The sequence below is a fragment of the Affinirhizobium capsici genome, from assembly GCF_977018625.1.
Map to the genome: position 1 here is coordinate 239,578 of NZ_CDRNXD010000004.1, position 26,758 is coordinate 266,335.

At 56.9% G+C, this 26,758-nt stretch carries 15 protein-coding genes and 1 pseudogene; 5 read left to right on the forward strand and 11 right to left on the reverse strand.

Going from position 1 to position 26,758, the window contains the following annotated elements; translation table 11 throughout:
- The first annotated feature begins 5 nt into the window (after nucleotides 1-5).
- The 4 genes and pseudogenes from AC0JZ1_RS04570 to AC0JZ1_RS04585 form a co-directional block, all read left to right on the forward strand.
- Complete coding sequence (locus AC0JZ1_RS04570) at nucleotides 6-332, forward strand: sarcosine oxidase subunit delta (RefSeq protein WP_471881252.1); 327 nt, start codon at nucleotides 6-8, stop codon at nucleotides 330-332.
- Nucleotides 329-3,286 (forward strand): sarcosine oxidase subunit alpha, encoded by a 2,958-nt coding sequence (locus AC0JZ1_RS04575; protein ID WP_471881253.1) that lies wholly within the window; start codon nucleotides 329-331, stop codon nucleotides 3,284-3,286. The genes AC0JZ1_RS04570 and AC0JZ1_RS04575 overlap by 4 nt, the downstream gene beginning before the upstream one ends.
- Nucleotides 3,279-3,839 (forward strand): sarcosine oxidase subunit gamma, encoded by a 561-nt coding sequence (locus AC0JZ1_RS04580; protein ID WP_471881254.1) that lies wholly within the window; start codon nucleotides 3,279-3,281, stop codon nucleotides 3,837-3,839. Before AC0JZ1_RS04575 ends, AC0JZ1_RS04580 begins: the two co-directional genes overlap by 8 nt.
- 1,128 nt (nucleotides 3,840-4,967) lie before the next feature.
- A pseudogene (locus AC0JZ1_RS04585) lies at nucleotides 4,968-6,128 on the forward strand (methyl-accepting chemotaxis protein); the annotation flags it as partial.
- Nucleotides 6,129-6,277: 149 nt separating this feature from the next.
- Here AC0JZ1_RS04585 and AC0JZ1_RS04590 read toward each other — a convergent pair.
- A complete protein-coding gene (locus AC0JZ1_RS04590; protein WP_471881255.1) occupies nucleotides 6,278-6,766 on the reverse strand; it encodes a MaoC family dehydratase in 489 nt (162 codons plus the stop codon).
- Between the two features lie 35 nt (nucleotides 6,767-6,801).
- On the reverse strand, nucleotides 6,802-8,781 hold the full coding sequence (gene glgX, locus AC0JZ1_RS04595; RefSeq protein WP_471881256.1) for a glycogen debranching protein GlgX: 1,980 nt from the start codon (nucleotides 8,779-8,781) through the stop codon (nucleotides 6,802-6,804).
- Between the two features lie 108 nt (nucleotides 8,782-8,889).
- On the opposite strand from glgX, the gene AC0JZ1_RS04600 reads away from it, so the two are divergent.
- Nucleotides 8,890-9,336: an SRPBCC family protein gene (locus tag AC0JZ1_RS04600; protein WP_471881257.1), complete on the forward strand. Its 447-nt coding sequence runs from the start codon at nucleotides 8,890-8,892 to the stop codon at nucleotides 9,334-9,336.
- A gap of 41 nt (nucleotides 9,337-9,377) precedes the next feature.
- Here the strand turns inward: AC0JZ1_RS04600 and AC0JZ1_RS04605 are convergent, their stop codons facing one another.
- From AC0JZ1_RS04605 to AC0JZ1_RS04645, 9 genes are all read right to left on the reverse strand, one after another.
- Complete coding sequence (locus AC0JZ1_RS04605) at nucleotides 9,378-11,006, reverse strand: alpha-D-glucose phosphate-specific phosphoglucomutase (RefSeq protein ID WP_471881258.1); 1,629 nt, start codon at nucleotides 11,004-11,006, stop codon at nucleotides 9,378-9,380.
- Nucleotides 11,006-12,451, reverse strand: coding sequence for a glycogen synthase GlgA (gene glgA, locus AC0JZ1_RS04610; RefSeq protein WP_471881259.1), 1,446 nt, complete (start codon nucleotides 12,449-12,451; stop codon nucleotides 11,006-11,008). Before glgA ends, AC0JZ1_RS04605 begins: the two co-directional genes overlap by 1 nt.
- Before the next feature lie 47 nt (nucleotides 12,452-12,498).
- Nucleotides 12,499-13,761 carry a glucose-1-phosphate adenylyltransferase gene (glgC, locus tag AC0JZ1_RS04615; protein ID WP_471881260.1) on the reverse strand — a complete coding sequence of 421 codons (1,263 nt, stop codon included), beginning with the start codon at nucleotides 13,759-13,761 and terminating at the stop codon, nucleotides 12,499-12,501.
- A gap of 23 nt (nucleotides 13,762-13,784) precedes the next feature.
- A complete protein-coding gene (gene glgB, locus AC0JZ1_RS04620) occupies nucleotides 13,785-15,998 on the reverse strand; it encodes a 1,4-alpha-glucan branching protein GlgB (RefSeq protein WP_471881261.1) in 2,214 nt (737 codons plus the stop codon).
- Nucleotides 15,998-18,460 carry a glycogen/starch/alpha-glucan phosphorylase gene (locus AC0JZ1_RS04625; RefSeq protein ID WP_471881262.1) on the reverse strand — a complete coding sequence of 821 codons (2,463 nt, stop codon included), beginning with the start codon at nucleotides 18,458-18,460 and terminating at the stop codon, nucleotides 15,998-16,000. Before AC0JZ1_RS04625 ends, glgB begins: the two co-directional genes overlap by 1 nt.
- Before the next feature lie 228 nt (nucleotides 18,461-18,688).
- Complete coding sequence (locus AC0JZ1_RS04630) at nucleotides 18,689-19,948, reverse strand: vWA domain-containing protein (protein ID WP_471881263.1); 1,260 nt, start codon at nucleotides 19,946-19,948, stop codon at nucleotides 18,689-18,691.
- A gap of 134 nt (nucleotides 19,949-20,082) precedes the next feature.
- Entirely contained in the window at nucleotides 20,083-20,964 is an 882-nt protein-coding gene (locus AC0JZ1_RS04635) for a transglutaminase family protein (RefSeq protein ID WP_471881264.1), read from the reverse strand.
- A 3-nt stretch (nucleotides 20,965-20,967) separates the two neighbouring features.
- Nucleotides 20,968-23,334, reverse strand: coding sequence for a circularly permuted type 2 ATP-grasp protein (locus tag AC0JZ1_RS04640; RefSeq protein WP_471883353.1), 2,367 nt, complete (start codon nucleotides 23,332-23,334; stop codon nucleotides 20,968-20,970).
- A 47-nt stretch (nucleotides 23,335-23,381) separates the two neighbouring features.
- Nucleotides 23,382-26,705, reverse strand: coding sequence for a transglutaminase family protein (locus AC0JZ1_RS04645; protein WP_471881265.1), 3,324 nt, complete (start codon nucleotides 26,703-26,705; stop codon nucleotides 23,382-23,384).
- Nucleotides 26,706-26,758 lie beyond the last annotated feature (53 nt).

A 26,758-nucleotide genomic window follows, 5' to 3' on the forward strand; every position in this document is an offset into this window, starting at 1 on the left:
AAACGATGCTGTTGATCAAATGCCCCTATTGTGGCGAGAACCGTTCGGAACTTGAATTCCGCTGGGCGGGTGAAGCGCATATCGCTCGGCCGAAAAACATTGCCGATATTACAGACGATGAATTCGCGGAATATTTCTTCATGCGTGACAATACCAAGGGTATAGCCTGGGAGCGCTGGCGTCATATTCACGGTTGCGGGCGCTTCTTCAATGCGATCCGCGATACTGTGAGCGACAAGTTCCTGTTGACCTATGAGGCGGGTATGCCGCGTCAGCCCGTTCCTGGAACTGAACCATCCAGCGCGGGAACGGTTGAAGGAGGTGCTGCATGAGCCCTCATCGTATCAAGGGCGCAGGCCGACTGACGCCTGCCCGCAAGGCACGCTTCACCTTCGACGGCAAGATCTATACGGCGCTGGAAGGCGATACCGTAGCCTCGGCGCTGCTTGCTAATGGCGTCCATCTGATGGGCCGGTCGTTCAAATATCACCGTCCGCGCGGCGTTCTCTCAGCCGGTGCTGAAGAGCCGAATGCGCTGGTGGATGTGGCGCGTGATAATGCAAGGCGCCAGCCGAACGTTCGGGCCAGTGTACAGGAAGTCTTCGATGGTGCGATCATCGAATCTCAAAACCGCTGGCCAAGCCTGGGCTTTGATATTGGTGGCATCAACAATCTGCTATCGCCTTTCTTCGCGGCTGGCTTTTACTACAAGACCTTCATGTGGCCGCGCGAGGCCTGGGCGAAAGTCTATGAGCCGATCATCCGCCGTGCTGCCGGTTTAGGCAATGCACCAAAAGAAGCCGATCCCGATCACTACGCCAATCGCTATGCCCATTGCGATGTGCTTGTGGCAGGTGCCGGTGCGGCCGGTCTGACAGCAGCCCTTTCCGCCGCTGAAACCGGTGCCGAGGTCATTCTGGTCGATGAGCGCGCCGATGTGGGCGGTGCTCTTCTGTTCGATAGCTCGACGGTGATCGATGGCAAGTCGGGATACGACTGGGCGCAAGCTGCTCTGGCGAAGCTCAAGGCCATGCCAAATGTTCGCGTGCTGACGCGCACGACGGTGTTTGGCTATTACAACCACAATTTCATCGGTCTGGTCGAGCGTGTGACGGATCACCTGCCGCGTCCGGACAAGTCTCTCCCGCGTGAGCGCCTCTGGCAGGTGCGGGCGGGAAAGGTGGTTCTGGCAACGGGTTCCATCGAACGGCACATGGTGTTCGCCAATAACGACCGTCCTGGAATTATGCTCGCTTCTGCTGCGCGCATGTATCTCAATCATTATGGCGTCGCTGTCGGCTCAAAGGTCGGCGTCTACACGGCCCATGATAGCGCCTACGAAGCGGCCTTCGATCTCAAGAAGGCTGGCATCGATGTCGTTGCAATCGTGGATTCCCGACCACGCCCGAATGAGCAGCTTCTTTCGGTTGCACGTACACTCGGCATTGAGGTCCTGACCAATTACGCCGTGGTCGATACAGCCGGCAAATTGCGCGTTTCATCCATGACGGTGTCGCGCAGTGGATCGACCAACCATCGGAAGATCGTAATCGACGCTTTGCTGATGTCTGGCGGCTGGACGCCATCGGTTCATCTGTTCTCGCAGTCACGCGGCAAGCTGAAATTCGATGCGGCAAACCAGCGCTTTCTGCCGAACATCTACGCTGAAAACTGTGTTTCCGTTGGTGCTTGCAACGGCACGGACGACATCAATGAGTTGCTGCTGGAAGCCGCCGAAGCTGGTGGCGGCACCGTGCGTATTGCTGGGGAAAGCACCTATGCCTGGACAGGCGGCATGATTGGTGCAGCAGAAGGTGCAGGACCCGAGACTGCGGTCAAAGCCTTTGTCGATTTCCAGCACGACGTTACGGCCAAGGATATTCGGCTGGCGGTGCGTGAGGGCATGCACTCCATCGAGCATATCAAGCGCTTTACCACCAATGGCATGGCTTCCGATCAAGGCAAGCTTTCCAACATGCACGGGCTTGCCATTGCGGCAGAAATGCTGGGCAAGGAGATTCCGAAGGTTGGCCTTACCACCTTCCGTGCGCCTTATACGCCTGTGACTTACGGTACGTTGATCTCTCATTCACGCGGCGATCTCTTTGACCCGGCCCGCAAGACCCCGCTTCATGCGGATCTGGTTGCGGCAGGCGCGGAATTCGAAGATGTCGGCAACTGGAAGCGTGCCTGGTACTTCCCACGTCGTGGCGAGGATATGCATCAGGCCGTGAACCGCGAGTGCAAGACAGTTCGTGAAACGGCCGGCATCTTCGATGCGTCCACGCTTGGCAAGATCGAAGTGGTGGGCCCCGATGCGGCCAAGTTCCTCAACCTTCTTTATACCAATGCCTGGGATACGCTGAAGCCCGGCAAATGCCGCTACGGCATTATGACGCGTGAAGATGGCTTTGTGTATGATGACGGTGTTGTTGGCCGTTTGGCCGAAGATCGCTTCCATGTGACGACGACGACAAGCGGTGCGCCACGTGTCATGCATCACATGGAAGATTATCTGCAGACGGAATTTCCGCATCTGAAGGTTTGGCTGACCTCCACCACCGAGCAGTGGGCCGTGATAGCGGTTCAAGGCCCGAAGGCGCGTGAAATCATTGCGCCGCTTGTGGAAGGCGTTGATATTTCCAACGAAGCCTTCCCACACATGAGTATTGCCGAGTGCAAAGTCATGGGGGTTCCAGCACGTCTTTTCCGCGTGTCGTTTACGGGGGAAATTGGGTTCGAAGTCAACGTGCCTGCCGATTATGCCGCCTCCGTATGGCAGGCGATCTGGGAGCGCGGACAGGCATTGGGCGCCTGCCTTTACGGCACGGAAACCATGCACGTTTTGCGCGCCGAGAAGGGCTATATCATCGTCGGCCAGGATACGGATGGAACTGTCACACCGGATGATGCAGGCTACGGCTGGGCGGTTTCCAAGAAGAAGACAGATTTCGTTGGTATTCGGGGCCTGAAGAGACCGGACCTCATCCGCGCCGGTCGAAAGCAGTTGGTCGGCTTGCTGACGCAAGATCCAACGGAAGTGCTGGAGGAGGGTGGCCAGATCGTGGCTGATCCGAACGAGCCTAAACCGATGACTATGCTAGGGCACGTCACCTCGTCCTACTGGTCTGAAAACCTCGGCCGTTCCATCGCCATCGCGCTGGTAGCCAATGGCCGTGAGCGTATGGGCAAGACCGTGTACATTCCGATGAAAGACAAAACCATCGCTGCCACCGTGACGGACATGGTGTTCTTCGACAAGGAAGGGGGCCGTATCAATGGCTGATCCAGCGCTCCGTAATTTCCCACTTGCCGGGTTTCACGGCGGTTCTGCCACGGTTGGCCTACATGCGGCACCGCCTGCGCACCGCATCTCTTTGCGGGCAGGGTCAGATGCAGTTTCGGCTCTCTCTGCGGCATTTGGTGTTGACTTGCCGACGAAGCCCAAGACTTCGGCAACAGCTGGTAGCCGCACGGCACTCTGGCTTGGGCCGGATGAGTGGCTCGTATTGGATGAGAGCGATACGGGCCTTGCCAATAGCCTGATGCTGGATGCGGCAAAATCAGCCAGCCTCCATTCCGCAACCGATGTTTCCCATCGCAATACCGCGATTTTGGTGAGTGGACCGGGTGCTGCTAATGCCATCAACAGCGGTTGCTTCATGGACCTGTCTTTGAAGGCTTTTCCGGTCGGAGCCTGTGCCCGAACCTTGCTCGGCAAAATTGAAGTTGTTTTGCTTCGCACAGGCGAAGAGGCATTCCGTGTTGAATTCTGGCGGTCCTTCTCGGACTACGCATTTGGTCTTCTGCGTGAAGGAGCAGAGGACGCGGTGCTCTAAGATCAGCCGCTTGCCGATGTATATAATCAAACAGTCAAGCCCGCTTCATCGAGAGATCGAAGCGGGCTTTTCTCAACAAAATGAGTTTCAAAGAGAACCCGCGCTGACCCGACAATAGTGCAGCGTGTGTGGCAAATCAGAAATCGTCCCAACTTTCCTGTGCTGGCGCAGAAACAAGGCCCTGTGCTTTGGCAATATGACCTGCGCTGGCGTGAGCGGTGGAGCAGCGGATGCACGTCTACCACTTAATGCTGTGGTTGTTGCGCAGGAAGATGCCTCTGTCGCGTCAACAGTTCTTGTAGCGGTATGTGCTACGGGAAAATAGAATTTCTTTCGGTTAGAAGATTATAAATAAGAAATACGTTAATATTAAATAACGTTATTCAACATAATACAGGCTTTCATGTCTTATCTATCAGTAAAATTATTCGATAATATTAATTTTACTTTTAGTTGTGATGATCCTTAAAAAATTTGATCTTATCGAGGGCCGGTATGCAACATTGGGCAATATCCAAAAAATTCACTGCACTTATGATAGTGTTTGGCGTCTGTTCATTAGCTGTTGCGTTGTATATGGGCTCGCAGATAAACCAAGTGTCGCGCAACTACCAGGAGTTGTTGCAGGAAGATAGCCGGGCAGCTGTGTCAATGGCGCGGTCCAACCGCTTTGCGCAGACAATTCGCGCTAGCGTTGCAGACGTGGTGTTAGCAGGTAACAATGCTGCGCGCGATGCTGCTGTCGAAGAGTATATAAAGGCTATCGAGAAGTTTACCTCCTTTGTTGAGGCAGCGAGTGCTGCTGTGCCGGAAAAGACGGAGATTGGGCCTGTTAAGGCAGACTTCCTTTCGGACTTGAAGACCTTCTGCGAACCCCTGATTACCAGCGCCAAGTCATCCGCTGCCGGCTCCAATCTTGCCGATCTCATGAAACGCTACAGCGAGAGCTGCCAGCCTGTTTTCAGCAAGGCGACAGCTCGTATCTCCGCTCTGGTCAACACCATCACTGATGATGCCGAAAAAGTAGGTTCGAAACTTGAGGCCTCGGCCACCAGCACAACCCGGTTTTCCATCGGTTTGGTTGTTGTTTCCCTTGGCTTCATTCTAGGTTTTGGTTTTTGGACAGTGCGCCGAACCGTCGTAGAGCCGATCAACAAGCTTGTCGCTGCCATGCAGTATCTCGCCCAAGGTGAATTGAAGACGGTCGTTGAGGGCAATGCCAGAGGGGATGAAGTGGGCGCCATGGCCCGTTCCGTTCAGGTGTTCAAAGATAATGCGATCGCTGCCAAGGAGCTGGCTGAGGAAACTGAGCGTATGCGTGAAGCGACCACAACCGAGCGGGAGAAATCCGGCGAGCTGGAGCGTCGCCGGGCGGCCGAGATGAGCAAGGCGACAGAATCGCTTGCGGAAGGCTTGGAGCGTTTGTCGCAAGGCGATCTCACCTACCGCTTGCGTGAGCCCTTTGCGGGCGAGTTCGAGGGTTTGCGGCAGAACTTCAACGGTGCCGTGGAGGGTCTTGCATCCGCATTGCATGAGGTGGCCAAGGCCTCTGACGTTATTGCCGCCGGTTCCCAGGAAATGAGTGTGAGTGCATCTGATCTTTCCTAGCGCACGGAGCGCCAAGCGGCGTCGCTTGAGGAAACGGCGGCGGCGCTGGATCAAATCACCGCAAATGTCACCAGTTCGTCACGCCGCACCGAAGAGGCGAAGATGCGTGCCAAGGATGCAACAGGGGCGGCGGAACGTTCCGGCCAGGTTGTCTCCAATGCTGTTGATGCCATGAACCGTATTGAGCAATCGTCAAAGCAGATTGCAAACATCATCAGCGTCATTGATGAGATTGCTTTCCAGACCAATCTTCTTGCGCTCAATGCTGGTGTAGAGGCTGCTCGCGCCGGAGAGGCAGGCAAAGGTTTTGCGGTCGTGGCCCAGGAGGTGCGTGAGCTGGCACAGCGATCCGGCCAGGCGGCTAACGAGATTCGCGGCCTGATCCAGACCTCCGCCAAGGAAGTGGAAAATGGCGTTGAGCTGGTCACTGCAACAGGTGATGCCCTGCAAGTGATTGGCGAACATGTGATCGCGATCAACGGCCAGCTCGATGCCATCGCAACTGCTGCGAAGGAGCAATCGGTTGGGCTTGCCGAAGTCAATAGCGCGGTCAACCAGATGGATCAGGTGACCCAGCACAATGCCGCGATGGTGGAAGAAGCAACAGCTGCCAGTGGCACGCTCAGCAACGAAGCTGTTCGTCTGCGGCAATTGCTGTCGCGCTTTCAGCTCAGTGCGTCTCAGCAGCAGTTCTCAAGAGCTGCCTGATCTACAGCGTGTCGCGATCTTTCGCTTACCAACGCTTTAAGTCTTTGTTTTACCGCTGTGTTAGCGCAAAACCGCTGCAACTTTTGCGCAACATGCTCCAGCATGATCCACGGGGAGGCGGATCAGTCCGCCTCCGGCCTGTCTTTCGGATCGAACTGAACGATGGTGATCCATCTGGCAGCGATAGCTGGCTTTTTTTCATCTTCAATTTCCACCACCACGTCATAGCTTGTCATCAACATGGCAGCACCCCGATAGCGGGCCTCGCTCAAGGTAAAGCGCCCGCGCACCCGCTTGCCCACCTTCACCGGCGAACCGAAGCGGACTTTATCGAAACCGTAGTTCAATCCCATCGTCTGCTCTTTGATCTTGGGAAGAGCGGCATAGTTCATGGCGGAAAGCAGCGAAAGCGTCAGGAAGCCGTGGGCAATAGTGCCGCCAAACGGGCTTTCCGCGGCCGCGCGCTCCGGGTCGGTGTGGATGAACTGATGGTCAAGTGTCGCATCGGCAAAAGCGTCGATCATGGTTTGATCGACGGTGATCCAGTCTGAAATACCAAGTTCCGTTCCCACCAGAGCAGGCACGTCTTTCAGGGAAATTTCCATTTGCATTGATTGTCCTGTGCGCGGGTCAGGTGAAAGGGTTTTCAGTTGTCTTCTACATCCGCTCTATCATCCGTCTGTGACACAAGCCAAGTGACGGACCGTGGTGCAAAGCCCAGTTCCGGTTGAGGGCGTGTGCCCAGAACTTCCAGCCAGCTTCCTTCTGGAAGACATATCGCTTGTTCCCGGCTGGAACGGTTGAAGACGATAGCCAGTTTCACATCTGAATTTTGATCATGATCACGGCTTTCCAGGATCATGGTCAATTGCGTGCGTTGAGGATCTTCCCAATCGCCCACCGTCATTGGCTCCCCAAACTCATTCAGCCATTCGATATCACCTTGACCCGAGAAGAATTCAAGTTGCGAAAAGGCTGAAAACCGTCTGCGAATATGAGCAAGCTCCGCCGTATAGGCGATGAGCTCATCGTTCAGGCTGTTCCAGTTCATCCAGGTGATGTCATTGTCTTGCGCATAGGCATTGTTGTTGCCGCGCTGGCTGCGTCCGGCTTCATCACCCGCTGTCAACATTATTGTGCCTCGAGACGCAAAGAGGGTGGAAAGCAGTGCCTGCACATCCCGCTCGCGCGCCGCCTGAATGGTCACGTCATCCGTTTCGCCTTCAGTGCCGTTGTTCCAGGAGTGATTGTCGTTGTGGCCATCGCGATTGTCTTCCCCATTGGCCTCATTGTGCTTGTGAGCGTAGGATACGAGATCCATCAGGGTGAAGCCATCATGGGCTGCAAGGAAGTTGACGCTGCGCGTTTCAGTTTCCCCGTGACGCGAGAAGAGCTGTGAGGAGCCTGCCAAGGCGCTGGCCAGCGTACCTGTGCGACCTTCATCGCCACGCCAGTAAAGCCGCATATCGTCACGCGCACGGTCGTTCCATTCGAGAAAACCTGCCGGGAAGTTGCCGAGTTGGTAGCCGCCGGGGCCAATGTCCCATGGCTCCGCAATCAGGATCCGGTCCGACAGCACATCGTCTTCGGCAATCGCCTTCAAGGTGTCGCTTTGACGCGAAAAGCCTTCGATGCTGCGGCCGAGTATAGTGCCGAGATCGAAGCGGAAGCCATCAACGCCTGCATTGAGCACAAAGTGGCGCAGTGTATCGACAATCATGCGGCGTACCGTAGGGTGGTCACACGCGACCGTATTGCCAGTGCCTGTATCGTTGACCAAAGCGCCTGCGTCGTCGGGGTGGCGATGGTAGTAGGTCAGGTTGTCTAGGCCACGAAGGCTGAGCGTAGCGCCGAAGCGGTCGCTTTCGCCTGTATGATTGAAGACGAGATCGAGGATGACCCCGATATCATGCCGGTGAAGCTCAGCTACGGTTTCGGTAAGATCGGCCATGCCGCTCGGCGCAAGCCTGGGATCAAGTGCCATGAAGGTGACGGGATTGTAGCCCCATCCATTTGAGAGCCCCAGTGCAGGCAGGTGGCGTTCGTCTATCCAGGCAATAATCGGCAAAAGCTCCACTGCATCCACGCCGATCCGCTTCAGGTGGGCGATGACGGAGGGATGCCTCAGGGCACGCAGGGTGCCACGATCCTGCTCTGGCACATCCGGGTGCAGCTTGGTGAAAGGGCGCACGCCAAGCTCATAGATCAGCCCGCCTTTGCGGAATTTCGCCGGCGCTCGCTCTACAGGCCGATCTTCAGTCACAATGGCTTTCGGAACAAGGTCAGAGGTGTCGAAGCCAAATTCGGAGAGGCGAGGATCGTGGGCAAAGCCGCGGTCAAGGCGTTTGGCATAGGGATCGATCAGAAGCTTGGCAGGGTCGAACCATAGGCCCCGATCAGGATCATATTCGCCATGGGCACGAAGGCCATAGTGCATGCCGTCCTTGATCTTCTCCAGGAATAGCGAGAAGCGGCCTGTCCCTTCGCGGTTCATTTCCAGGCGTTGAGCCTCTCGCTTTCCGGCCTCATCGAAAAGGCATAGTTCAATCTTGCTTGCATGGAGAGATTGAACGCGAAACCAGCAGCCACTGGATTGAAGGGTTGCACCAAGAGCGGAAGAAGTCATGCAGTTTCCAGTTCAACTCTGTCAGCAGGTCGTATTAGATAGTCATGATTTAAGTCCAATCCATGGGGTTGGACTTCAGTTTCAACGGCAGATCTTGAGGAGGATATCATGCCATTTGCAATTCGCCTTCATCGTGTTGTGAAAGCGCCGATTGAGCGCGTTTTTCGTGCTTTTACCGATCCCTATGCGGTGGTGAAATGGAACCCGCCACATGGGTTTACGGCGCAAATTGAAGAATTCGATCCCCGAGTGGGCGGCCGTTTCAAGATGTCTTTCACCAATTTTACGACAGGGGAAAAGCATGCTTTCGGCGGTGCGTATCTCGATTTCGTTGAAAACAAGCTGTTGCGCTATTCCGATCAATTCGACGATCCCAATCTCTCCGGCCAGATGGAAACCACCGTTGAGTTCAAGGAGACGCCGCTTGGTACCGAATTGACGATTATCCAGGCGGGCATCCCTGATCCTATCCCCGAAGCGGCCTGCTATCTCGGTTGGCAGGAATCGCTTGCCCTGCTGGCGCTTTTAGTGGAGCCGGAAATCCGCCAGCCATAAAGAGAGAAGGGCGCCGTTGTATGGGCGCCCTTCCTGTTTTTTCAGGTAATTACCGTCGGCGCATCACGGCCTGTGCGGGTTTTAATCTCCGCAATTTGGTCCGCAACCGCAATGAGGTCAGCAAGTGCTGCCTGCGTCTCGATGTTGTGGCGGGCGGCATCCGGCTCGTAACGTTCTACGTAAAGGCGAAGCGTCGCGCCTGACGTGCCGGTGCCAGAGAGACGGAAGACAACGCGGCTGCCACCTTCAAAGAGCACACGAATGCCCTGGTTCTTCGAGACTGAGCCATCGACCGGATCGTTATAGGCAAAATCGTCCGCAGCCTCGACCTTCAGCGCACCAAAGCTCTGGACGGGCAGGCTGGATAGCTTCTCGCGAAGGGCGGTGACCAGACCATTGGCAGCGTCCGTATCCACTTCCTCATAATCGTGGCGAGAGTAATAGTTGCGGCCATATTCGGCCCAATGCGCCTCAACGATCTCCTTCACGCTCTTCTTTTTGGCCGCAATGATGTTGAGCCAGAAGAGAACGGCCCAGAGGCCATCCTTCTCACGCACGTGGTTGGAGCCGGTGCCGAAGCTTTCCTCACCGCATACGGTAGCCTTGCCTGCATCAAGCAGGTTGCCGAAGAACTTCCAGCCGGTCGGCGTCTCATACATGCCGATGCCGAGCTTTTCCGCCACACGGTCAGCGGCAGCGCTGGTGGGCATGGAGCGGGCAATACCGGCAATGCCATCGGCATAGCCGGGAGCAAGCGTCGCATTGGCCGCGATAATCGCAAGGCTATCGGAAGGCGTGACGAACATGCCTTTGCCAACAACCATGTTACGGTCGCCGTCGCCATCGGAAGCAGCACCAAAATCCGGACCGCTCGCGCTCATCACGTCGTCGTAGAGTTCCTTGGCGTGAACCAGGTTCGGGTCTGGATGGTGGTGGCCAAAATCAGGCAGGGGTTCAGCATTGCGCACGGAGCCTGCCGGTGCGCCAAGACGCTTTTCCAGAATTTCCACTGCATAAGGACCGGTGACGGCACTCATGCTGTCGATCACGACGCGGAAGCCGGAGCCAATCAGCGAACGGATTGCGCCAAAATCAAACAGGCTTTCCATCAGGTCGGCATAGTCAGCAACCGGATCGATGACGTCTACCACCATGTCGCCGAGCGCATACATGCCGATCGTGTCGAGATCGACATCGGGTTCTTCCAGGATTTTGTAGGTATCGATCACCTTGGTGCGAGCATAGATGGCATCGGTAATCTTTTCTGGTGCCGGTCCGCCATTGCCGATATTGTATTTGATGCCGAAATCTTCGGTCGGGCCGCCGGGATTGTGGCTGGCAGACAGTACGATACCGCCGAAGGCATCGTATTTACGGATAACATGCGAAGCCGCAGGCGTAGAAAGAATGCCACCCTTGCCCACCATGACCTTGCCGAAGCCGTTGGCGGCAGCCATTTTCAGCGCCTTCTGAATGACTTCACGGTTGTAGTAACGGCCATCGCCGCCAATCACCAGCGTCTTGCCCTCAAAGCCTTCCAGGCTGTCGAAAATCGACTGGATGAAGTTCTCAGCGTAATGTTCCTGCTGGAAAACCGGCACCTTCTTGCGCAAGCCGGACGTGCCTGGCTTCTGGTCCTGATAGGGTGTGGTCGAGACGGTCTTGATCATCAATAAGAACCTTTCGGTAGAAGGCTGGAATATAGTTCAGCGTAAAGCCCTGCACTCTTTTCCCAACTCACGTCGGATTTCATGCCTTGCTTCTGGATCTGAGCCCATGTTTTTGTGTCGCCATAGAGGCGAACGGCGCGTCTAAGCGCACGCTTGTAATTGTCGAGCGTTACAGGCCCGAAGGAAATGCCGGTCGCAACGCCAGCGCCAAGTGCTGCCGGGTTCGCGTCGATAACAGTATCGTTGAGGCCCCCGGTTCTGGAAACCACCGGCACACAGCCGTAGCGCAAGCCATAAAGCTGAGTGAGGCCGCAGGGCTCAAAGCGGGAAGGAATGAGAATGGCATCGCTGCCCGCCTGCATCAGGTGCGAAAGCGGCTCGTTATAGGCAACCTTGATGCCAATCCGCCCCGGATGACGGCTCGCAGCACCTTGAAGTGCATGAACCAGTTCCGCATCGCCCGAACCGAGCACGGCAAGCTTGGCACCCATGGCAACCAGATCATCGGCAGCTTGCGCGATGAGATCGATACCCTTTTGCCAGGTCAATCGCGAGATGACGCAGAAAAGCGGTGCATCATCATCGACCAGTCCGAATTCTGCTTCCACAGCCCGTTTGTTCTGCCGGCGAGCGCCAAGGTCAGCCTCGCTAAAGTGGTGCGGCACATCCTTGTCACCTTGCGGGTTCCAGATATCCACATCAATGCCGTTGACGATACCATGCAACTCGCCAGCACGGCGATTGAGCAATCCTTCGAGCCCCATTCCGAATTCGGGCGTGAGAATTTCTTCCGCGTAAGAGGGGCTGACTGTGGTGACAGCCCAGGCGGTTTGGACACCTGCTTTCAGGTAGCCGACCTGCCCGTAATATTCCACGCCCTCAATATCAAAGGCGTGGGCAGGCAGTCCTAACTGCGGGAAGATGTCGGCCCCGAAATTTCCCTGAAAGGCGATGTTGTGGATTGTCATGACGCTCGGGACCGCCGGTCCATCCAGGAAACGGAGATAGGCTGGCACGAGACCCGTCTGCCAATCGTGGACATGGACGAGATCCGGTTGCCATCCCGGCAACTGGCCAGAGGCAATGCGCGCGCCTGCAAGCGAAAGTGCTGCAAAACGCCGCCAGTTGTCATTGTGATCGTGCCCATCCGCATTGAGATAGGGTCCACCAGCACGATCGAAAAGGGCGGGGCATTCCAGAACCAGAAGATCGAGCCCCGCGGCTTTTGCTTCCACAATGCGGGCAGGTTCTCCCAGCAGATCATCGAAATGAAGGCTCAAAGTCACATTGCTCAAAGCCTTCATCACGGCGGGATAGCCGGGAATGAGAGTTTTGACCTCGATACCCAGCGCCGCCATGGCCAGCGGCAGCGCCCCTGCCACATCGGCAAGGCCGCCCGTCTTGACGAGCGGATAGATTTCGGAGGCAACCGATAGAACCTTCATTCCCATCCCCTTGATGTCCTCACCCTCGAACCTGCTGGACCACGCCGTCAGAGGTCCAGCTTGTCGATCATCGGCTGCGTGATGAGGCAGATGCCACCTTCACTGCGGCGGAAGCGCTTGGCGTCAAGCTCCGGCTCTTCACCCACCACCAGGCCTTCCGGAATGGTTACACCCGCATCGATGACAACATTTTTAAGCTGGGCGCGTCTTCCGATCCGCACATTCGGCAGGATGACCGCTCCTTCAAGGCGCGAGTAGGAATTGGCGCGAACCCCGGTGAAGAGCAGGCTGTTGTAAAGCGATGAACCGGAGATGATGCAATCGCCCGAAACGACAGAGGAAACGGCGGAGCCGCGACGGTCTTCGTCGTCGTGCACGAATTTAGCGGGCGGCGTGATTTCCGCATAGGTCCAGATCGGCCAGGATTTGTCATAGATATCGAGTTCCGGCGTAATGCCCGTGAGGTCGATATTGGCCTGCCAATAGGCATCGATGGTGCCGACATCGCGCCAGTATGCCTGCCGCTCGAAATCGGAGCGCACACAGGATTGCGTGAAGCGATGCGCGACGGCTTTGCCGTTTGCAACGATCCACGGAATGATATCCTTGCCGAAATCGCGGCTGGAACCGGCATCGGCTGCATCGCGGCGCAGGCATTCCATCAGGAATTTGGTATGGAAGACATAGATGCCCATGGAAGCGAGCGCGAAATCCGGCTTGTCAGGCATTCCGGGCGGATCGGCAGGCTTTTCAACGAAAGCGATGATCTCATCCTTCTCGTTGACATGCATGACACCGAAGCCGGTGGCTTCCATGCGCGGCACTTCAAGGCAACCAATGGTCACATCCGCGCCGGAATCCACGTGCTGCTGCAGCATCAGCTCGTAGTCCATCTTGTAGATGTGGTCGCCAGCCAGGATCACCATGTATTCGGGGTTATAGGCCTCGATGATATCGATGTTCTGGTAGACGGCGTCGGCTGTGCCTTCGTACCACTGCGTTTCTGAAACGCGCTGGGAAGCCGGCAGAATGTCGAAACTTTCGTTTCGCTCTGGCCGCAGGAAGTTCCAGCCGCGTTGCAGGTGCCGGATCAGCGAGTGTGCCTTATACTGCGTGGCGACCCCGAAGCGGCGGATACCTGAGTTCAGCGCGTTGGACAGCGCAAAGTCGATAATGCGGGCCTTGCCGCCGAAATAGACGGCGGGCTTTGCGCGGCGATCTGTCAGTTCCTTCAACCGGCTGCCTCTTCCCCCAGCCAGCACATAGGCCATGGCATCGCGCGCCAATGGCTGAACACGTTTACTCGTCATGGCTTCCTCCCCATTTCATAAATTCAGGATTCAAATTCCAGCATGATTGTGGCAAGCGGCGGCAATGTTACCTCGGCATGAACCACTCCCCCGGCGGACACGGCTTGAACCTTGCCCCCATTGCCTTTGCCGCTACCGCCGTAAATTTCGGCATCCGAGTTCAAGACTTCGCGCCAGCGACCCGCCAGCGGCAGCGGTATGCGGTAGTTTTCCCGATAAACCGGCGTGAAATTGGTAATCACCGCCACCGGCTTTTCCCCCGGTGCCTTGCGCAGCCAGGCATAGACGGAGTTTTCGGAATCGTCGGCAATCAGCCACTCAAAGCCTTCGCCCTCACAATCGCGAGCGTGAAGTGCAGGCTTGGAGCGATAGCAGAGATTAAGATCACGAACGAGACGGCGCACGCCCTCATGAGGATGGTAGTGGAGCAGGTTCCAATCCAGTGACCGTGCCTCGCTCCACTCGCTCCACTGGGCAAATTCCTGCCCCATGAACAGCAGCTTCTTGCCGGGATAACCCCACATGAATGCATAGTAGGCACGTAGGTTGGCAAACTTCTGCCAGTCATCGCCCGCCATCTTGGCAATCAGCGATCCCTTGCCATGCACTACTTCATCATGGCTGAGCGGCAGGACGAAGTTTTCCGAATAGGCATAGACGAGACCGAATGTCAGTTCATGATGGTGGTATTTGCGATGCACGGGCTCACGCTTCAGGTAGCTCAGCGTGTCATGCATGAAGCCCATGTTCCACTTGAAGCCGAAACCGAGGCCACCCTCGTGAACCGGGTGTGACACCTTCGGCCAGGAGGTGCTTTCCTCAGCAATCGTCATGACGCCGGGATGCGCCGCATAACTCACGGAATTCAGCTTTTGCAGGAAGCGCACGGCCTCCAGGTTTTCGCGCCCGCCATATTCGTTGGGCACCCACTCGCCTTCCTTGCGCGAATAATCGAGGTAGAGCATGGAAGCGACGGCATCGACACGCAGGCCATCCAGATGGAACTTTTCGGACCAGTAGAGCGCATTGTTGATGAGGTAGGAGAGCACCTCGTTACGACCGAAATTGTAGATCGCCGTGTTCCAATCCGGGTGGAAACCCTGGCGGGGATCTTCGTGCTCATAAAGAGCCGTTCCATCGAATTCCCTCAGGCCATGGGCATCTGTCGGGAAATGAGCAGGCACCCAATCCAAAATGACACCAAGGCCGACCTTGTGGCAGCCATTGACGAAACGGGCAAAGCCTTCCGGATCGCCAAAGCGGGCCGTTGGCGCATAGAGCCCGGTCGTCTGGTAACCCCAGGAGGGGTCATAAGGGTGTTCGGTAATTGGCAGGAACTCGATATGAGTAAAGCCCATATCGGTCACGTAGGGGATCAGTTCCGATGCAAGCTCATCCCAACTGAGGAAGCTGCCGTCGTTGCGTTTGCGCCAGGAACCGGCGTGGACTTCATAGATGGAAATGGGCTGGCGGCGGTGATCGGCTTTGGCCCAGAACTTGCGATGTGCCTCATCCTCCCATTTCTGCACCAGCTCAGGCGCGGTGATGGAGGCGGTTTGCGGGCGAAGTTCGGCCTGGCGGGCGTAAGGATCAGCCTTCAGCGGTACAGGCTTTCCGGTTTTGCTGACGATTTCAAATTTGTAGGTGCTTCCCACCATCACATCGGGCGCAAAGATTTCCCAAATGCCGGTATCCATGCGCAGGCGCATGACGTGGCGGCGTCCATCCCAATTATTGAACTCGCCGACTACGGAAACGCGGGCAGCATTGGGAGCCCAGACGGCGAAGTGGAAACCTTCGACGCCCTCATGCTTCATCGGATGTGCGCCCATCTTGTCAAACAGGCGAAGATGGGAACCTTCCCGCACGAAATAGTCATCCATCGGCCCAAGCACGGGGCCGAAACTATAGGGATCGGTCAGCGCCCATTCCACGTCACCACGGCGCGCACGGTAACGCAGCGGCTTTTGCGCGGTAAGCGTGACAGGGCCTTCGAAGAAACCCGCCTCATGCCGTTTCTTCAACTCGCCCAGGCGCGTACCGTCCAGGCTCAAGGCCACGACGGCATCGGCTCCGGGGATGAAGCAGCGGGCAATAAAACCATTGCCCGCCTTATGCGGTCCAAGAACCGCGAAGGGATTGCCATGTGAACCGTTGATGATCGCCTCGATCTCAGCCAACGGAAGTTCACTTTTGGATGGTCCGTTCTCACTGAGAGATTTGGGCGTCAAGGTCATCAGGCTCTCCAGATCTCCGAAGCGTATTGGCGAATGGTTCTGTCGGAGGAGAACCAGCCCATGCGAGCAGTGTTGCGGATGGTTTTGCCGTACCAGGAAACAGGATCGCTCCAGATCTGGTCCACATCGCGCTGTGCTTTGGCATAGGCATCGAAGTCGGCGGCCACCATGAACCAGTCATGGCTATAGATGCCATCGATCAGGGCAGTGAAGCGCGAACGGTCATCCGGCGAGAATACTCCGGAGGCGATGGCGGAAAGCGCCTGCGCAAGCTCGCGCGAGCCTTCGATGATCTCACGTGGATTATGACCGTCTGCACGGGTCTTGGCGACTTCTTCCGCTGTCATGCCGAAGATCACGATGTTCTCTTCACCCACATGATCGCGCATTTCCACGTTGGCACCATCCAGCGTGCCGATGGTCAGAGCGCCATTCAGCCCGAACTTCATGTTACCGGTGCCGGATGCTTCCATGCCAGCCGTGGAGATCTGCTCCGAAAGATCGGCTGCCGGAACCATGACTTCCGCCAGCGAGACGTTGTAGTTCGGAATGAAGACCACTTTCAGCAGGCCGCGCACAGCCGGATCATTGTTGATGACACGCGCCACATCGTTTGCCAGTTTGATGATCAGCTTGGCGTTATGATAGCTCGGGGCTGCCTTGCCTGCGAAGAACTTCACACGCGGCACCCAGTCCTGCTCGGGATGCGAGCGGATCTGATCATACAGTGCGACAGCTTCCACGATGTTCAAAAGCTGGCGCTTGTATTCGTGGATACGCTTGATCTGAATGTCGAACATGGCTGACGGATCGATGCGCACGCCCATGCGGCTGGCAACCAGATTGGCCAGTTGCACCTTGTTCTGCCGCTTGATGGCAGCGAACCTCTCCTGGAAGCTCGTATCATCCGCAAAGGCATCCAATGCCTTTAGCGCTTGCGTATCGTCCTCGAATTCAGGGCCAATGGCATCGCGGATGAGGTTGGTGAGGCCGGGATTGCACTGCATCAGCCAGCGACGCGGGGTAATACCGTTCGTCTTGTTATTGATGCGTGTGGGATAGAGCGCATGAAGATCCGCAAATACGGTTTCCTTCATCAGTTCCGTATGCAGGGCAGAAACACCGTTGATCGAATGGGAGCCGACAAAGGCCAGATTGCCCATGCGCACCCTGCGTTCGCCGCCTTCGTCGATCAGGGAAATTGCACGTATCTGGCTATCGCCGAACTTCTTCTCCTTGCGGGCCTCCAAGAGAATCTTGGTATTGACCGCATAGACGATCTGCATGTGGCGCGGCAGCAGGCGCTCGAATAGCGGCACTGGCCAGCTTTCCAGCGCTTCCGGCAGAAGCGTGTGGTTGGTGTAGGAGAAGGTCTGGCGGGTAATGTCCCATGCCTGGTCAAAATCCATGCCGTGAACATCGCAGAGAAGACGCATCAATTCGGCAATGGAAACCGCTGGATGCGTGTCGTTCAGCTGGATCGACACCTTTTCATGCAGATTGGTGAAATCCGGATATTGCTGCAAGTGGCGGCGCAGAATGTCCTGCAATGAGGCGGAGGAGAAGAAATACTCCTGCCGTAGGCGCAGTTCCTGACCTGCCGGGTTCGCATCCGCCGGATAGAGAACGCGGGTGAGCGATTCCGCCTTGTTGCTTTCCCGAAGCGCGCCGATGTGGTCGCCAGCGTTAAAGGCATCGAGAAGGATCGGGTCGATGGGCTGGGCCGACCAGAGACGCAGCGTGTTCACCCGCTTGCCACGCCAGCCGACAATCGGCGTGTCATAAGCCATGGCAATCACGCGCTCTGCCGGTTTCCAGACAAAGCGCGGCGGATCATCATAACCGCCAATACTCTCAACCGAACCGCCATAGCCGATTTCGTAAGAGCTTTCCCGGCGCTCGAATTCCCATGGATTGCCATGGGCAAGCCATGTTTCCGGCAGTTCTACCTGCCAGCCATCCGCCATTTGCTGGCGGAAAAGACCGTGAACATAGCGAATGCCATAGCCATAGGCGGGAATATCCACCGTTGCCATGCTTTCCATGAAGCAGGCTGCCAAGCGACCGAGGCCGCCATTGCCCAAAGCTGCATCCGGCTCCAGCCCGGCAATGACATCGATATCGACGCCGAGCGAAGTCAGTGCATCGCGAATCTCAGCCAGTAGATCCAGATTGCTGACGGCATCGCGCATCAGACGACCGATCAGGAATTCCAGCGATAGATAATAAACGCGCTTGTCGCCTGTCGCGTAGACGCGGCGGGTGGATTCCATCCATTTATCGATGATGCGGTCGCGCACCACGAGGATTGTTGCTGTCAACCAGTCATGCGGCTTGGCAACCTTTGCGTCCTTGCCGATGCGGTAAGTCAGGCGCTCTATGATTTCTTCCGCCATGATTTCCGGGCGGGAACTGCGGGGAGCGGGCTGAGGAATCTCGACCGTGGGGAGTGTGTTCGTCATGAGGTCGCCAATCGTGCTGGGAGGAACGTGAGAGGAGGCGTTCGGTTCAGGGGTATGGCCTTTTACTGTCTGAAATACTAATCGATATGATGCACATGCGTTCCTGCGCCGCAATAGGTTTTGCATCAGATTTTCAAAGCGCTTTGAAGTCGATCAACCGGTTGAGCGAAAACAAAAAAGGCACCTGCATTGCTGCAAGTGCCCTATGTGTTTTTTTTAAGCTAAAAGTCAATTGGTCAGACGGGTTTGGGTTTTTGCCGCCTTGCGCCCGATATCGCCGAAGGCTGCCACTAGCTGGCTCATATCGGATGATTCGTAGTAGCTTTCCTGGTTGCTGGCGCAGGCTTGCAGCAGTGATTTTCCATTGGCCGGTGCCATGAAGGCAACCGTGAAGACGGTGATGCCGTCAGCTTTTGCCTGATTGCAAGCAGCGCGCACCTTGTCGTCAATGCTCTTGTTCCAGTTGCCGCTATTGCCGGTCATTTCACCGTCGGTCATCAATACGATGAAGCGAGAGAAGGAATAGTTCTTCTTGGACTTGTGCTGCGTCGTCTCAGTGGGGTTCAGCGATTTCAGGTCCGAGAAGGCCATTGCCATAGCGCCTGTCGCGTCGGTTCCGCCTTGCGGAACCTGTGGCAGCGCCAGCACATAATTTTTCGCTGCGGTGATGCCCCAGGCCGGCTTCTGTTCGGTCTTGGTCACATGAGTGTATGACACCGCGCCGACACGAATGAGATCCTTGGCGGCTGCTTCCTGCACTGTTGTGCTGCTGCTATCAGGTGCGGCAGCTTTTTGTAGCTCGGAGAACATCACGCCTGCCGCAGTTTTCAGTGCGGCGATCTTGGTGACGTAATTCGTAACCTGATAGCTCCCATAGCATTGCGACCACCCGCAGTCATACCAGCCAGTAACGGTCTTGGTTGGATTGATCGGATCGACTGTCGTGGTATCCCAGGCCATGGAGCCGGATTCGTCCAGTACCAGATACATGGAAAGTGCATTGCCCTCGCGGGCGCTGGCGGATGCGCTGTCAACCGAGACTGGCAGATAGGCAAATCCCATTACGCGGCTCAGCCCGTTCATGGGCACTCTGCTTTTCAATGTCAGCTTGACTTCGAAATTCTTGCTGCTGCCACCTGTTGATGTCACGGTGGCCGTGGCCTGCATGTTCTTCAGAAGCTCGTCTTTCAGCGCGGCGATATCGGAATCGGACAGGCCGTTCTGCTTCATGTTGGCGAGGTATTGTGCCAGCATTTCCTTCTTGGCCATGGCCTCGGCATCAGCAGGGCTAATGTCATCACGAGACATTTTGGAGGCTGCGGAAAGCGTGGCGGAATCAGCTATGTTTTGCAGGTTTGAGCGCTCACGCACGGCATCCGTCACGTCCATAGCCAAACCCCCGATGCCAAGCGTCACCGGCAGCAAAAGCGCTGTCATGATTGCAAAATTGCCGTCCTGATTTCCGAAAAATTTGCTGAAGCATCCCATCGGCCGACCCCTGTCCCATTCATTAGAACGTCTTCACAGATAGGCTGTTCGCTTAAGCAAACCGCTAACGTACTTGGTTGCATTTTAGTAAAGCGGTTGAATCTGGGTCGGAATTTGCGATTTTCGGCTGTTGTCTACGATTTGATAGGAATGACATCCACAGACTGGGTCGTGCTCTGGTTGCCGTAGCTTTTTAACACGCCAATGACCGGCGCCACATCGGAATAGTCACGTCCATAGCCTACGACGATATGGTCTGATCCAGCGGGGATGTTGTTGGTTGGATCAAGCTCGATATAGCCTGTCGTCTTGCCGCACCAGACACGCACCCAGGCGTGCATGGCATCGGCACCTTCCAGCCGCTCTTTGCCGGGCGGCGGGATCGTGCGCAAAAACCCGCTGACATAGCCTGCCGGGATGCCAAGGCTTCTGAGTGCCACAATCATGATGTGGGTGAAATCCTGGCATACGCCATGCTTCGCCTTGAAAGCTTCGGCGGGCGTGGTGTCGACGGTGGTCGCCTCGGAATCGTATTTGAATTCCTTGAAGATGCGGGCGCAAATGGCGGCTGCAATCTCGCGCGTGGAAAGACCGGAACCCGCGGTCTCACGAGCAAAGGCTGCAATCTGCGCATCATCCGGTAGACGAGGGCTTGAGCCGGCAAGATGATGTGGAGACTGGCAGTCCACGGAACGAAGCTCGGCCAGTTCCAGCGCAAGATCCCCAGGAGGTGGTGAAAAGTCGGCGCTCACATTGGCCGCTTCCACCATGACCCGCGCCTGCATGCGGAAATCCAGCTTTTCATGCGGTGCGCGCAGAAGAATGGATGTTGTTTGCTGGCCGAAGAAATCAACGAAATCGCTTCTTTCTTCCGGGTTGGGAGAAATCGTTACGGAACCGGCAATCAATCTCTGCCTGTTCGGTATGGACAGGGGCAACAGGCGCAGCATGTGGCGTGCGCCAGAGGCTGGCACGTCATAGCGATAGCCCATATGAAGCGAAATATCGTAAAGCATGGACTATCCGAAATAGGTGCGGCCGAGGAGGTCGGAAAGCTTTTCCATCTCCGCTTCCAGCCGCTGGTAAATATCGTCCGTCATGCCCTCCGGTGTCATGACCGCAAGGCCCGAATGAAGGCGCATCGCTTCCCGATCCAGTGCCGACATCTGACCGTTGCCATAAGGATGCGGGAGCTGCTCCACCTCGGTGCGAATTTCATTCAACTGGAACAGGATGGAGCGGGGGTTGAGCGGGTCGAGCGCCAGCAGGTCTGTCACCGTCAGCCGTGCGGTGTTGACATTGTAGCGGCGGCGATGGGTCATGACGCTGTCGCCGATTTCCAAGAGCATATCCAGCGCGCCGTCCGGTGCATCCGGCCCGGACATGTGGCCGAGCAGGCGTGTCATGTGCAGACCGCGTTCGAGATAGCGCCCTATGGAGAGGAAACGCCATCCGGTAAAGCGATACATGTTTTCATGCACAAGACCGGCAAAGCCTGCGAGTTTGCGCAATAATACGGTCATGGCATGGGCGGCATCGTCACCATGCTTGACACCCTCATGGAAACGGCGGGCGGTTTTTGCCAGATCGTTCAGCGCCAGCCAGCCATCAGGCGAAAAGCGGTCGCGAATATTGCTGGCGGAATAGATGGCGCTATCGATGTTGCGGATCAAAGGCAGAGGCACTGCCTTTGTCATGTCCATGTCCACGTTTTCGAGATAGCTGGAAACATTGGCGAGCAGTGGCTGTTCCGCATTGGCGGCTTCGGCATATCGCATATGCCAGGAGCGCAGAATGCGAAGCGCCCCCTCCGCCCGTTCGATATAGCGCCCGAGCCAGAACAGATTGTCGGCAGCGCGGCTTGGCAGGCTGCCCGGCATGTTGCGCGAGAAGCTTTCCTCCGGCGGCAGCAGCGTTGGTTTTTCCACCGGCCTGTCGGACACGATCCACACGTCGGCCGCTGTGCCACCCGCCTGCATGGCAATGGCGGCCACATCATCACCTGAGCCAATGCGAGCAAAGCCGCCAGGCATGATCTGCCAGCCTTTATCGGTTCGCGCCGCAAAGACGCGAAGAGACATAGGGCGTGGTGTGAGCTTGCCGTTGACATAAGCAGGCGTGGTGGAAAGCGTCACGGCTTCCTGGCCGACCAGACGTGGGCCTTGTGCTTCCAGCCAGCTTTCCAGCGAATGCTTTTCCGCCTTGCGGGCAGCGCCCAGAACGGATTGTCCATTGTCATCGAAAAAGGGTGCGCGGGAATAGGCGGGGCCGATAACCATCTTCTCGATATGATCGGCCACATGCTGCCGTTCCGGTTTCTGGCCGCACCACCACGTGGCGATGGAAGGCAGTTTCAGATCCTCGCCAAGCAGATACTGGCTCATGGCGGGGGTAAAGGCGAGAAGCGCACGGGTTTCCAGAATGCCGGAACCCAAGCCGTTCACGATAGTCACTGAGCCCGAACGCAATGCCTCCACCATGCCCGGCGTGCCGATGTGTGAGTGCTGGTTCAGTTCCAGAGGATCGGCGTAAGATGCATCCAGCCGCCGCCAGAGAACGCCGACTGGCTTCAAACCTGCAACTGTGCGCACCATCACTCGACCGTTGACCACAGTCAGGTCTTCGCCTTCCAGCAGCATGAAGCCGAGATAACGGGCAATATAGGCATGTTCGAAATAGGTTTCGTTGGCAGGGCCGGGGGTCAGAACCGCGATGCGATCGTCTGGCGAACGTTTTTGCGCCTGAAGGGCATCACGAAACGCGCCGAAGAACGAAGCCAGCCGATGTACATGGCTTTCGCCATAGATATCCGAGAAGGCGCGTGTGGTGGCAACGCGGTTTTCCAGCGCGAAACCTGCACCAGATGGCGCTTGCGTGCGATCTGCCAGCACCCACCAGTTTCCATCCGGCCCACGTCCGATCTCGAAGGAACAGAAATGCAGATGATAGCCGCTGGAAGGCTTGATGCCGACCAAGGGCCGCATGAATTCCGGGTTCGAGGCTACCAGCGCGGGCGGCAAGATACCCTCGCGCACCAGCCTGTTCTCGCCATAGATATCGGAAACTACCTGTTCCAGCAGTTCGGCCCGCTGGATCAAGCCTTCCGAGACTTTCTGCCACTCCTTTTCGTCGATGAGGACGGGAATATGGGAAATGGGCCAGTTGCGTTCGGCACTACCCTGACCCCCATAGGAACGATAGAAAACCCCTGCATCCCTCAGATAGCGGTCGGCTCGGGCGAAGCGTTCGACCAGTTCTCCTTCTGACATCTGGCTCAATGAGCCAATCAGCTGTTGCCAAACCGGGCGTATATGCCCGTTCCGGTCCAGCATCTCATCCGATACGGCAGGCAGGGCGCGATAACCGAGGATGGGATCGTCGCCCATCCCGCCGTCAGGCTCTCTTCGGTCATCGGCTGGGACCACGGACAAAGCTACACTCCTACAGGGCGACGCAGATCGAGCGTCAGCGGGAATTCCGCCGAGGGCAGCTCAGGCATCAAATGATATTGGCCCGCCCTATGCCCCCAAGGCTCAAACCGTGCAAGCCTGCGGGCCTCCGCTTCATTGCCATTCACCGGAAATGTTTCGTAGTTACGACCGCCGGGATGTGCCACATGATAAACGCAGCCGCCGATTGAGCGGTTAGACCAGGTATCATAGATGTCAAAGGTTAGCGGTGAATTGACCGGCAGCACGGGATGCAGGCCGGATGCGGGTTGCCATGCCTTGAAGCGCACGCCAGCCACGGCAGCACCGGAGATTCCAGTCGGAGCAAGCGGCACAGCACGGCCATTGCAGGCCACACGATAGCGGGCTGGATTGCTGGTCTCCAGCTTCACCTGCAAGCGCTCGACCGAGGAATCCACATATCGCACCGTACCGCCGATGGCACCCTGTTCGCCCATCACATGCCATGGTTCAAGCGCCTGACGGATCTCGAGCTTTGCGCCTTCATATTCCACCTCCCCAAAGAAGGGGAAGCGGAACTCCAGCTGCGCTTCAAACCATTCGGGCCGCAGATCGAAACCGTTCTGGCGAAGGTCTGCCAGCACGTCCATAAAATCCGCCCAGACGAAATGCGGCAGCATGAAGCGGTCCGCGAGCGCCGTTCCCCAGCGCACGAAAGAGCCTTGCGCCGGATTTTTCCAGAAACGGGCAATCAGTGCCCGCACCAGCAATTGTTGCGCCAGAGACATGCGGGCATTGGGCGGCATTTCAAAGCCACGGAACTCTACAAGGCCCAGGCGGCCCGTTGGACCATCCGGCGAAAACAGCTTGTCGATGCAGATTTCCGAGCGGTGCGTATTGCCTGTCACATCCGTCAAAAGATTGCGGAACAGGCGGTCCACCAGCCAGGGCAGTGGGGGTACGCCTTGTCCCGGTTCTGGAACCTGTGAAAGCGCGATTTCCAGCTCATAAAGGCTATCGTGGCGGGCCTCATCGATACGCGGGGCCTGACTGGTGGGGCCAATGAACAGACCGGAAAATAGGTAGGAAAGCGATGGATGCCGCTGCCAATGCAGAACGAGGCTCTTTAGAAGATCGGGGCGACGCAGGAAGGGGCTGTCATTCGGGTTGGCACCACCAACCACAACGTGGTTGCCCCCGCCGGTGCCGGTGTGGCGTCCATCGATCATGAATTTGTCGGCACCCAGACGGCTTTGTCGCGCCTCTTCATATATGGCTGTGGTGATATCCACACAGTCTTTCCAGTTGGAAGCCGGGTGGATATTCACCTCGATGACGCCCGGATCGGGCGCAACGCGGATCACGTTCAGCCGCTCATCATGGGGTGGCGTATAGCCTTCGATGTGAACCGGGAGGTTCAGCGCCTTGGCGGCACGTTCTGCCGAAGCGATCAGATCAAGATATTCTTCCAGTGCGGCTGTGGGCGGCATGAACACACAAAGCCTGCCATCGCGCACTTCCACCGAAATGGCGGTTCGCACGCGCCCGCCGATTTCCTCGTAGGATTGGCCAAGCTGGGTCTGCTGGGCAATGTCGGGCCGCAGCGAATGCTCCGGCATAATGCGACCTTTTTCGTCGGAAAAGTCCGGCAGGGGCGGGCGCTCGACTGTTGGATCGACCGGATTGATGTAGGGATAGATCGATGGCGGGATATAGGGCAGGGCGTTCAATGGCAGGCGGAAGCCAACAGGGCTATCCCCTGGAACGAGATAAAGCCGTCCACGGCGCGTGCGCCACTTCTCACTGACCCAGGCGCGGCCTGAAGCCCTTGTCTGCCAAGCCTGAACCGGCAAAACATAGCCAGCTGGCGTGGTCAAACCATGCGAGAAAACTTTGGCGATCCGGTTTCGCTCTTCCGGGTCCTTCAGCCTTGAATTGGCCGGATCGACATTTTCCGGCAGGTTTGCTTCGCGAATGATCCATTCCGCCGGGTCCTCATAGGCGGGCGTCACATTGTCTGCGGAGAGATCCAGCTCAATCGCGATTGCCTGAAGAAGCCTTGCCGCATCCTCATGGGCCACCTGGTGATCGCGATTTTCAACGGCGATGAGGTTTGGATCGCTCCAGATCGGCAACCCATCCTTGCGCCAGTAGAGAGAGAAGGTCCAACGCGGCAGGCTTTCGCCAGGATACCACTTGCCTTGGCCATAATGCAGGAAGCCTCCGGGGGCAAAGCGCTCGCGCAGTTTGCGGATCAGCACATCGGCGCGATCACGCTTGGTCGGGCCAACGGCAGCCGTATTCCATTCTTCGGATTGAAAGTCATCGATGGAAACGAAGGTCGGTTCGCCGCCCATGGTCAGGCGCACGTCCTGTGCTTTGAGAACCGCATCGACCTTTTCGCCAAGAGCGTTCAGTGCCTCCCAGCTTTCATCCGAAAAAGGCTTGGTAATGCGCGGATGCTCTGCCACGCGCGATATCTTCATGTCAAAATCGAAGCTGGTTTCCGCTTCACCGAAATAGCCGCCGGAGATTGGGGCTGCATTCTTATAATGCGGGGTGGCAGCAAGCGGGATATGGCTTTCGCCTGTGAGCAACCCTGAGGTGGGGTCGAGGCCGATCCAGCCAGCGCCAGGAAGATAAACCTCCGCCCAGGCGTGGAGATCTGTGAAATCGTGATCGGTGCCCGAAGGCCCGTCCAGTGCCTTGAGGTCCGGCGTCAGCTGGATCAGGTAGCCGGATACGAAGCGGGCGGCAAGGCCGAGATGACGCAGCACCTGCACAAGCAGCCAGCTGGTATCCCGGCAGGAGCCCTTAGCCTTTTTCAGCGTCTCCTCTGGTGTCTGGACGCCGGGCTCCATGCGGATGACATAGCCGATCTCCTGTTGAAGGCGGGCATTCAGCCCCACGACCATATCCACCGTCGGCTGGTTTGCGCTCTTATCCACCGTGCCCAGGAACCGGGCCAGATGCGGGCCGGTCGGCTCCGGCGTGCGGTAGATGGAAAGGTCTTCCACCAGGTCTGCCGGATATTCGAACGGCCAGTTGGTGGCCTGCTCTTCGACGAAGAAGTCGAACGGATTATAGACCGTCATGTCCGCAACGAGATCGACCTCGATTTTGAAATCAGTCACCGGATCGGGAAATACGAAGCGGGCGAGGTAGTTGCCGTAAGGATCTTGCTGCAGGTTTACGAAGTGATTTTCGGGGGTGACCTTCAGCGAATGACTAATGACGCGGGTTCGGGAATGTGCTGCCGGCTTCAGGCGTATGATCTGTGGTCCCAATCGGACCGGGTTGTCGTATTTGTAATGGGTGAGGTGATAAATACTGGCCTTGATCGACATGAAGCTCCTTGCCGGGGCCTGTCATTTGCGGCCCGCCCCCGAATTACGGAGCG

What these genes read in the sequence shown, in the direction of transcription:
- AC0JZ1_RS04570 (WP_471881252.1), top strand. Translation starts at nt 6, where the DNA reads ATGCTGTTGATCAAATGCCCCTATTGTGGCGAGAACCGTTCGGAACTT.
- AC0JZ1_RS04575 (WP_471881253.1), top strand. Translation starts at nt 329, where the DNA reads ATGAGCCCTCATCGTATCAAGGGCGCAGGCCGACTGACGCCTGCCCGC.
- AC0JZ1_RS04580 (WP_471881254.1), top strand. Translation starts at nt 3,279, where the DNA reads ATGGCTGATCCAGCGCTCCGTAATTTCCCACTTGCCGGGTTTCACGGC.
- AC0JZ1_RS04590 (WP_471881255.1), bottom strand. Translation starts at nt 6,766, where the DNA reads ATGCAAATGGAAATTTCCCTGAAAGACGTGCCTGCTCTGGTGGGAACG.
- glgX (WP_471881256.1), bottom strand. Translation starts at nt 8,781, where the DNA reads ATGACTTCTTCCGCTCTTGGTGCAACCCTTCAATCCAGTGGCTGCTGG.
- AC0JZ1_RS04600 (WP_471881257.1), top strand. Translation starts at nt 8,890, where the DNA reads ATGCCATTTGCAATTCGCCTTCATCGTGTTGTGAAAGCGCCGATTGAG.
- AC0JZ1_RS04605 (WP_471881258.1), bottom strand. Translation starts at nt 11,006, where the DNA reads ATGATCAAGACCGTCTCGACCACACCCTATCAGGACCAGAAGCCAGGC.
- glgA (WP_471881259.1), bottom strand. Translation starts at nt 12,451, where the DNA reads ATGAAGGTTCTATCGGTTGCCTCCGAAATCTATCCGCTCGTCAAGACG.
- glgC (WP_471881260.1), bottom strand. Translation starts at nt 13,761, where the DNA reads ATGACGAGTAAACGTGTTCAGCCATTGGCGCGCGATGCCATGGCCTAT.
- glgB (WP_471881261.1), bottom strand. Translation starts at nt 15,998, where the DNA reads ATGACCTTGACGCCCAAATCTCTCAGTGAGAACGGACCATCCAAAAGT.
- AC0JZ1_RS04625 (WP_471881262.1), bottom strand. Translation starts at nt 18,460, where the DNA reads ATGACGAACACACTCCCCACGGTCGAGATTCCTCAGCCCGCTCCCCGC.
- AC0JZ1_RS04630 (WP_471881263.1), bottom strand. Translation starts at nt 19,948, where the DNA reads ATGGGATGCTTCAGCAAATTTTTCGGAAATCAGGACGGCAATTTTGCA.
- AC0JZ1_RS04635 (WP_471881264.1), bottom strand. Translation starts at nt 20,964, where the DNA reads ATGCTTTACGATATTTCGCTTCATATGGGCTATCGCTATGACGTGCCA.
- AC0JZ1_RS04640 (WP_471883353.1), bottom strand. Translation starts at nt 23,334, where the DNA reads ATGGGCGACGATCCCATCCTCGGTTATCGCGCCCTGCCTGCCGTATCG.
- AC0JZ1_RS04645 (WP_471881265.1), bottom strand. Translation starts at nt 26,705, where the DNA reads ATGTCGATCAAGGCCAGTATTTATCACCTCACCCATTACAAATACGAC.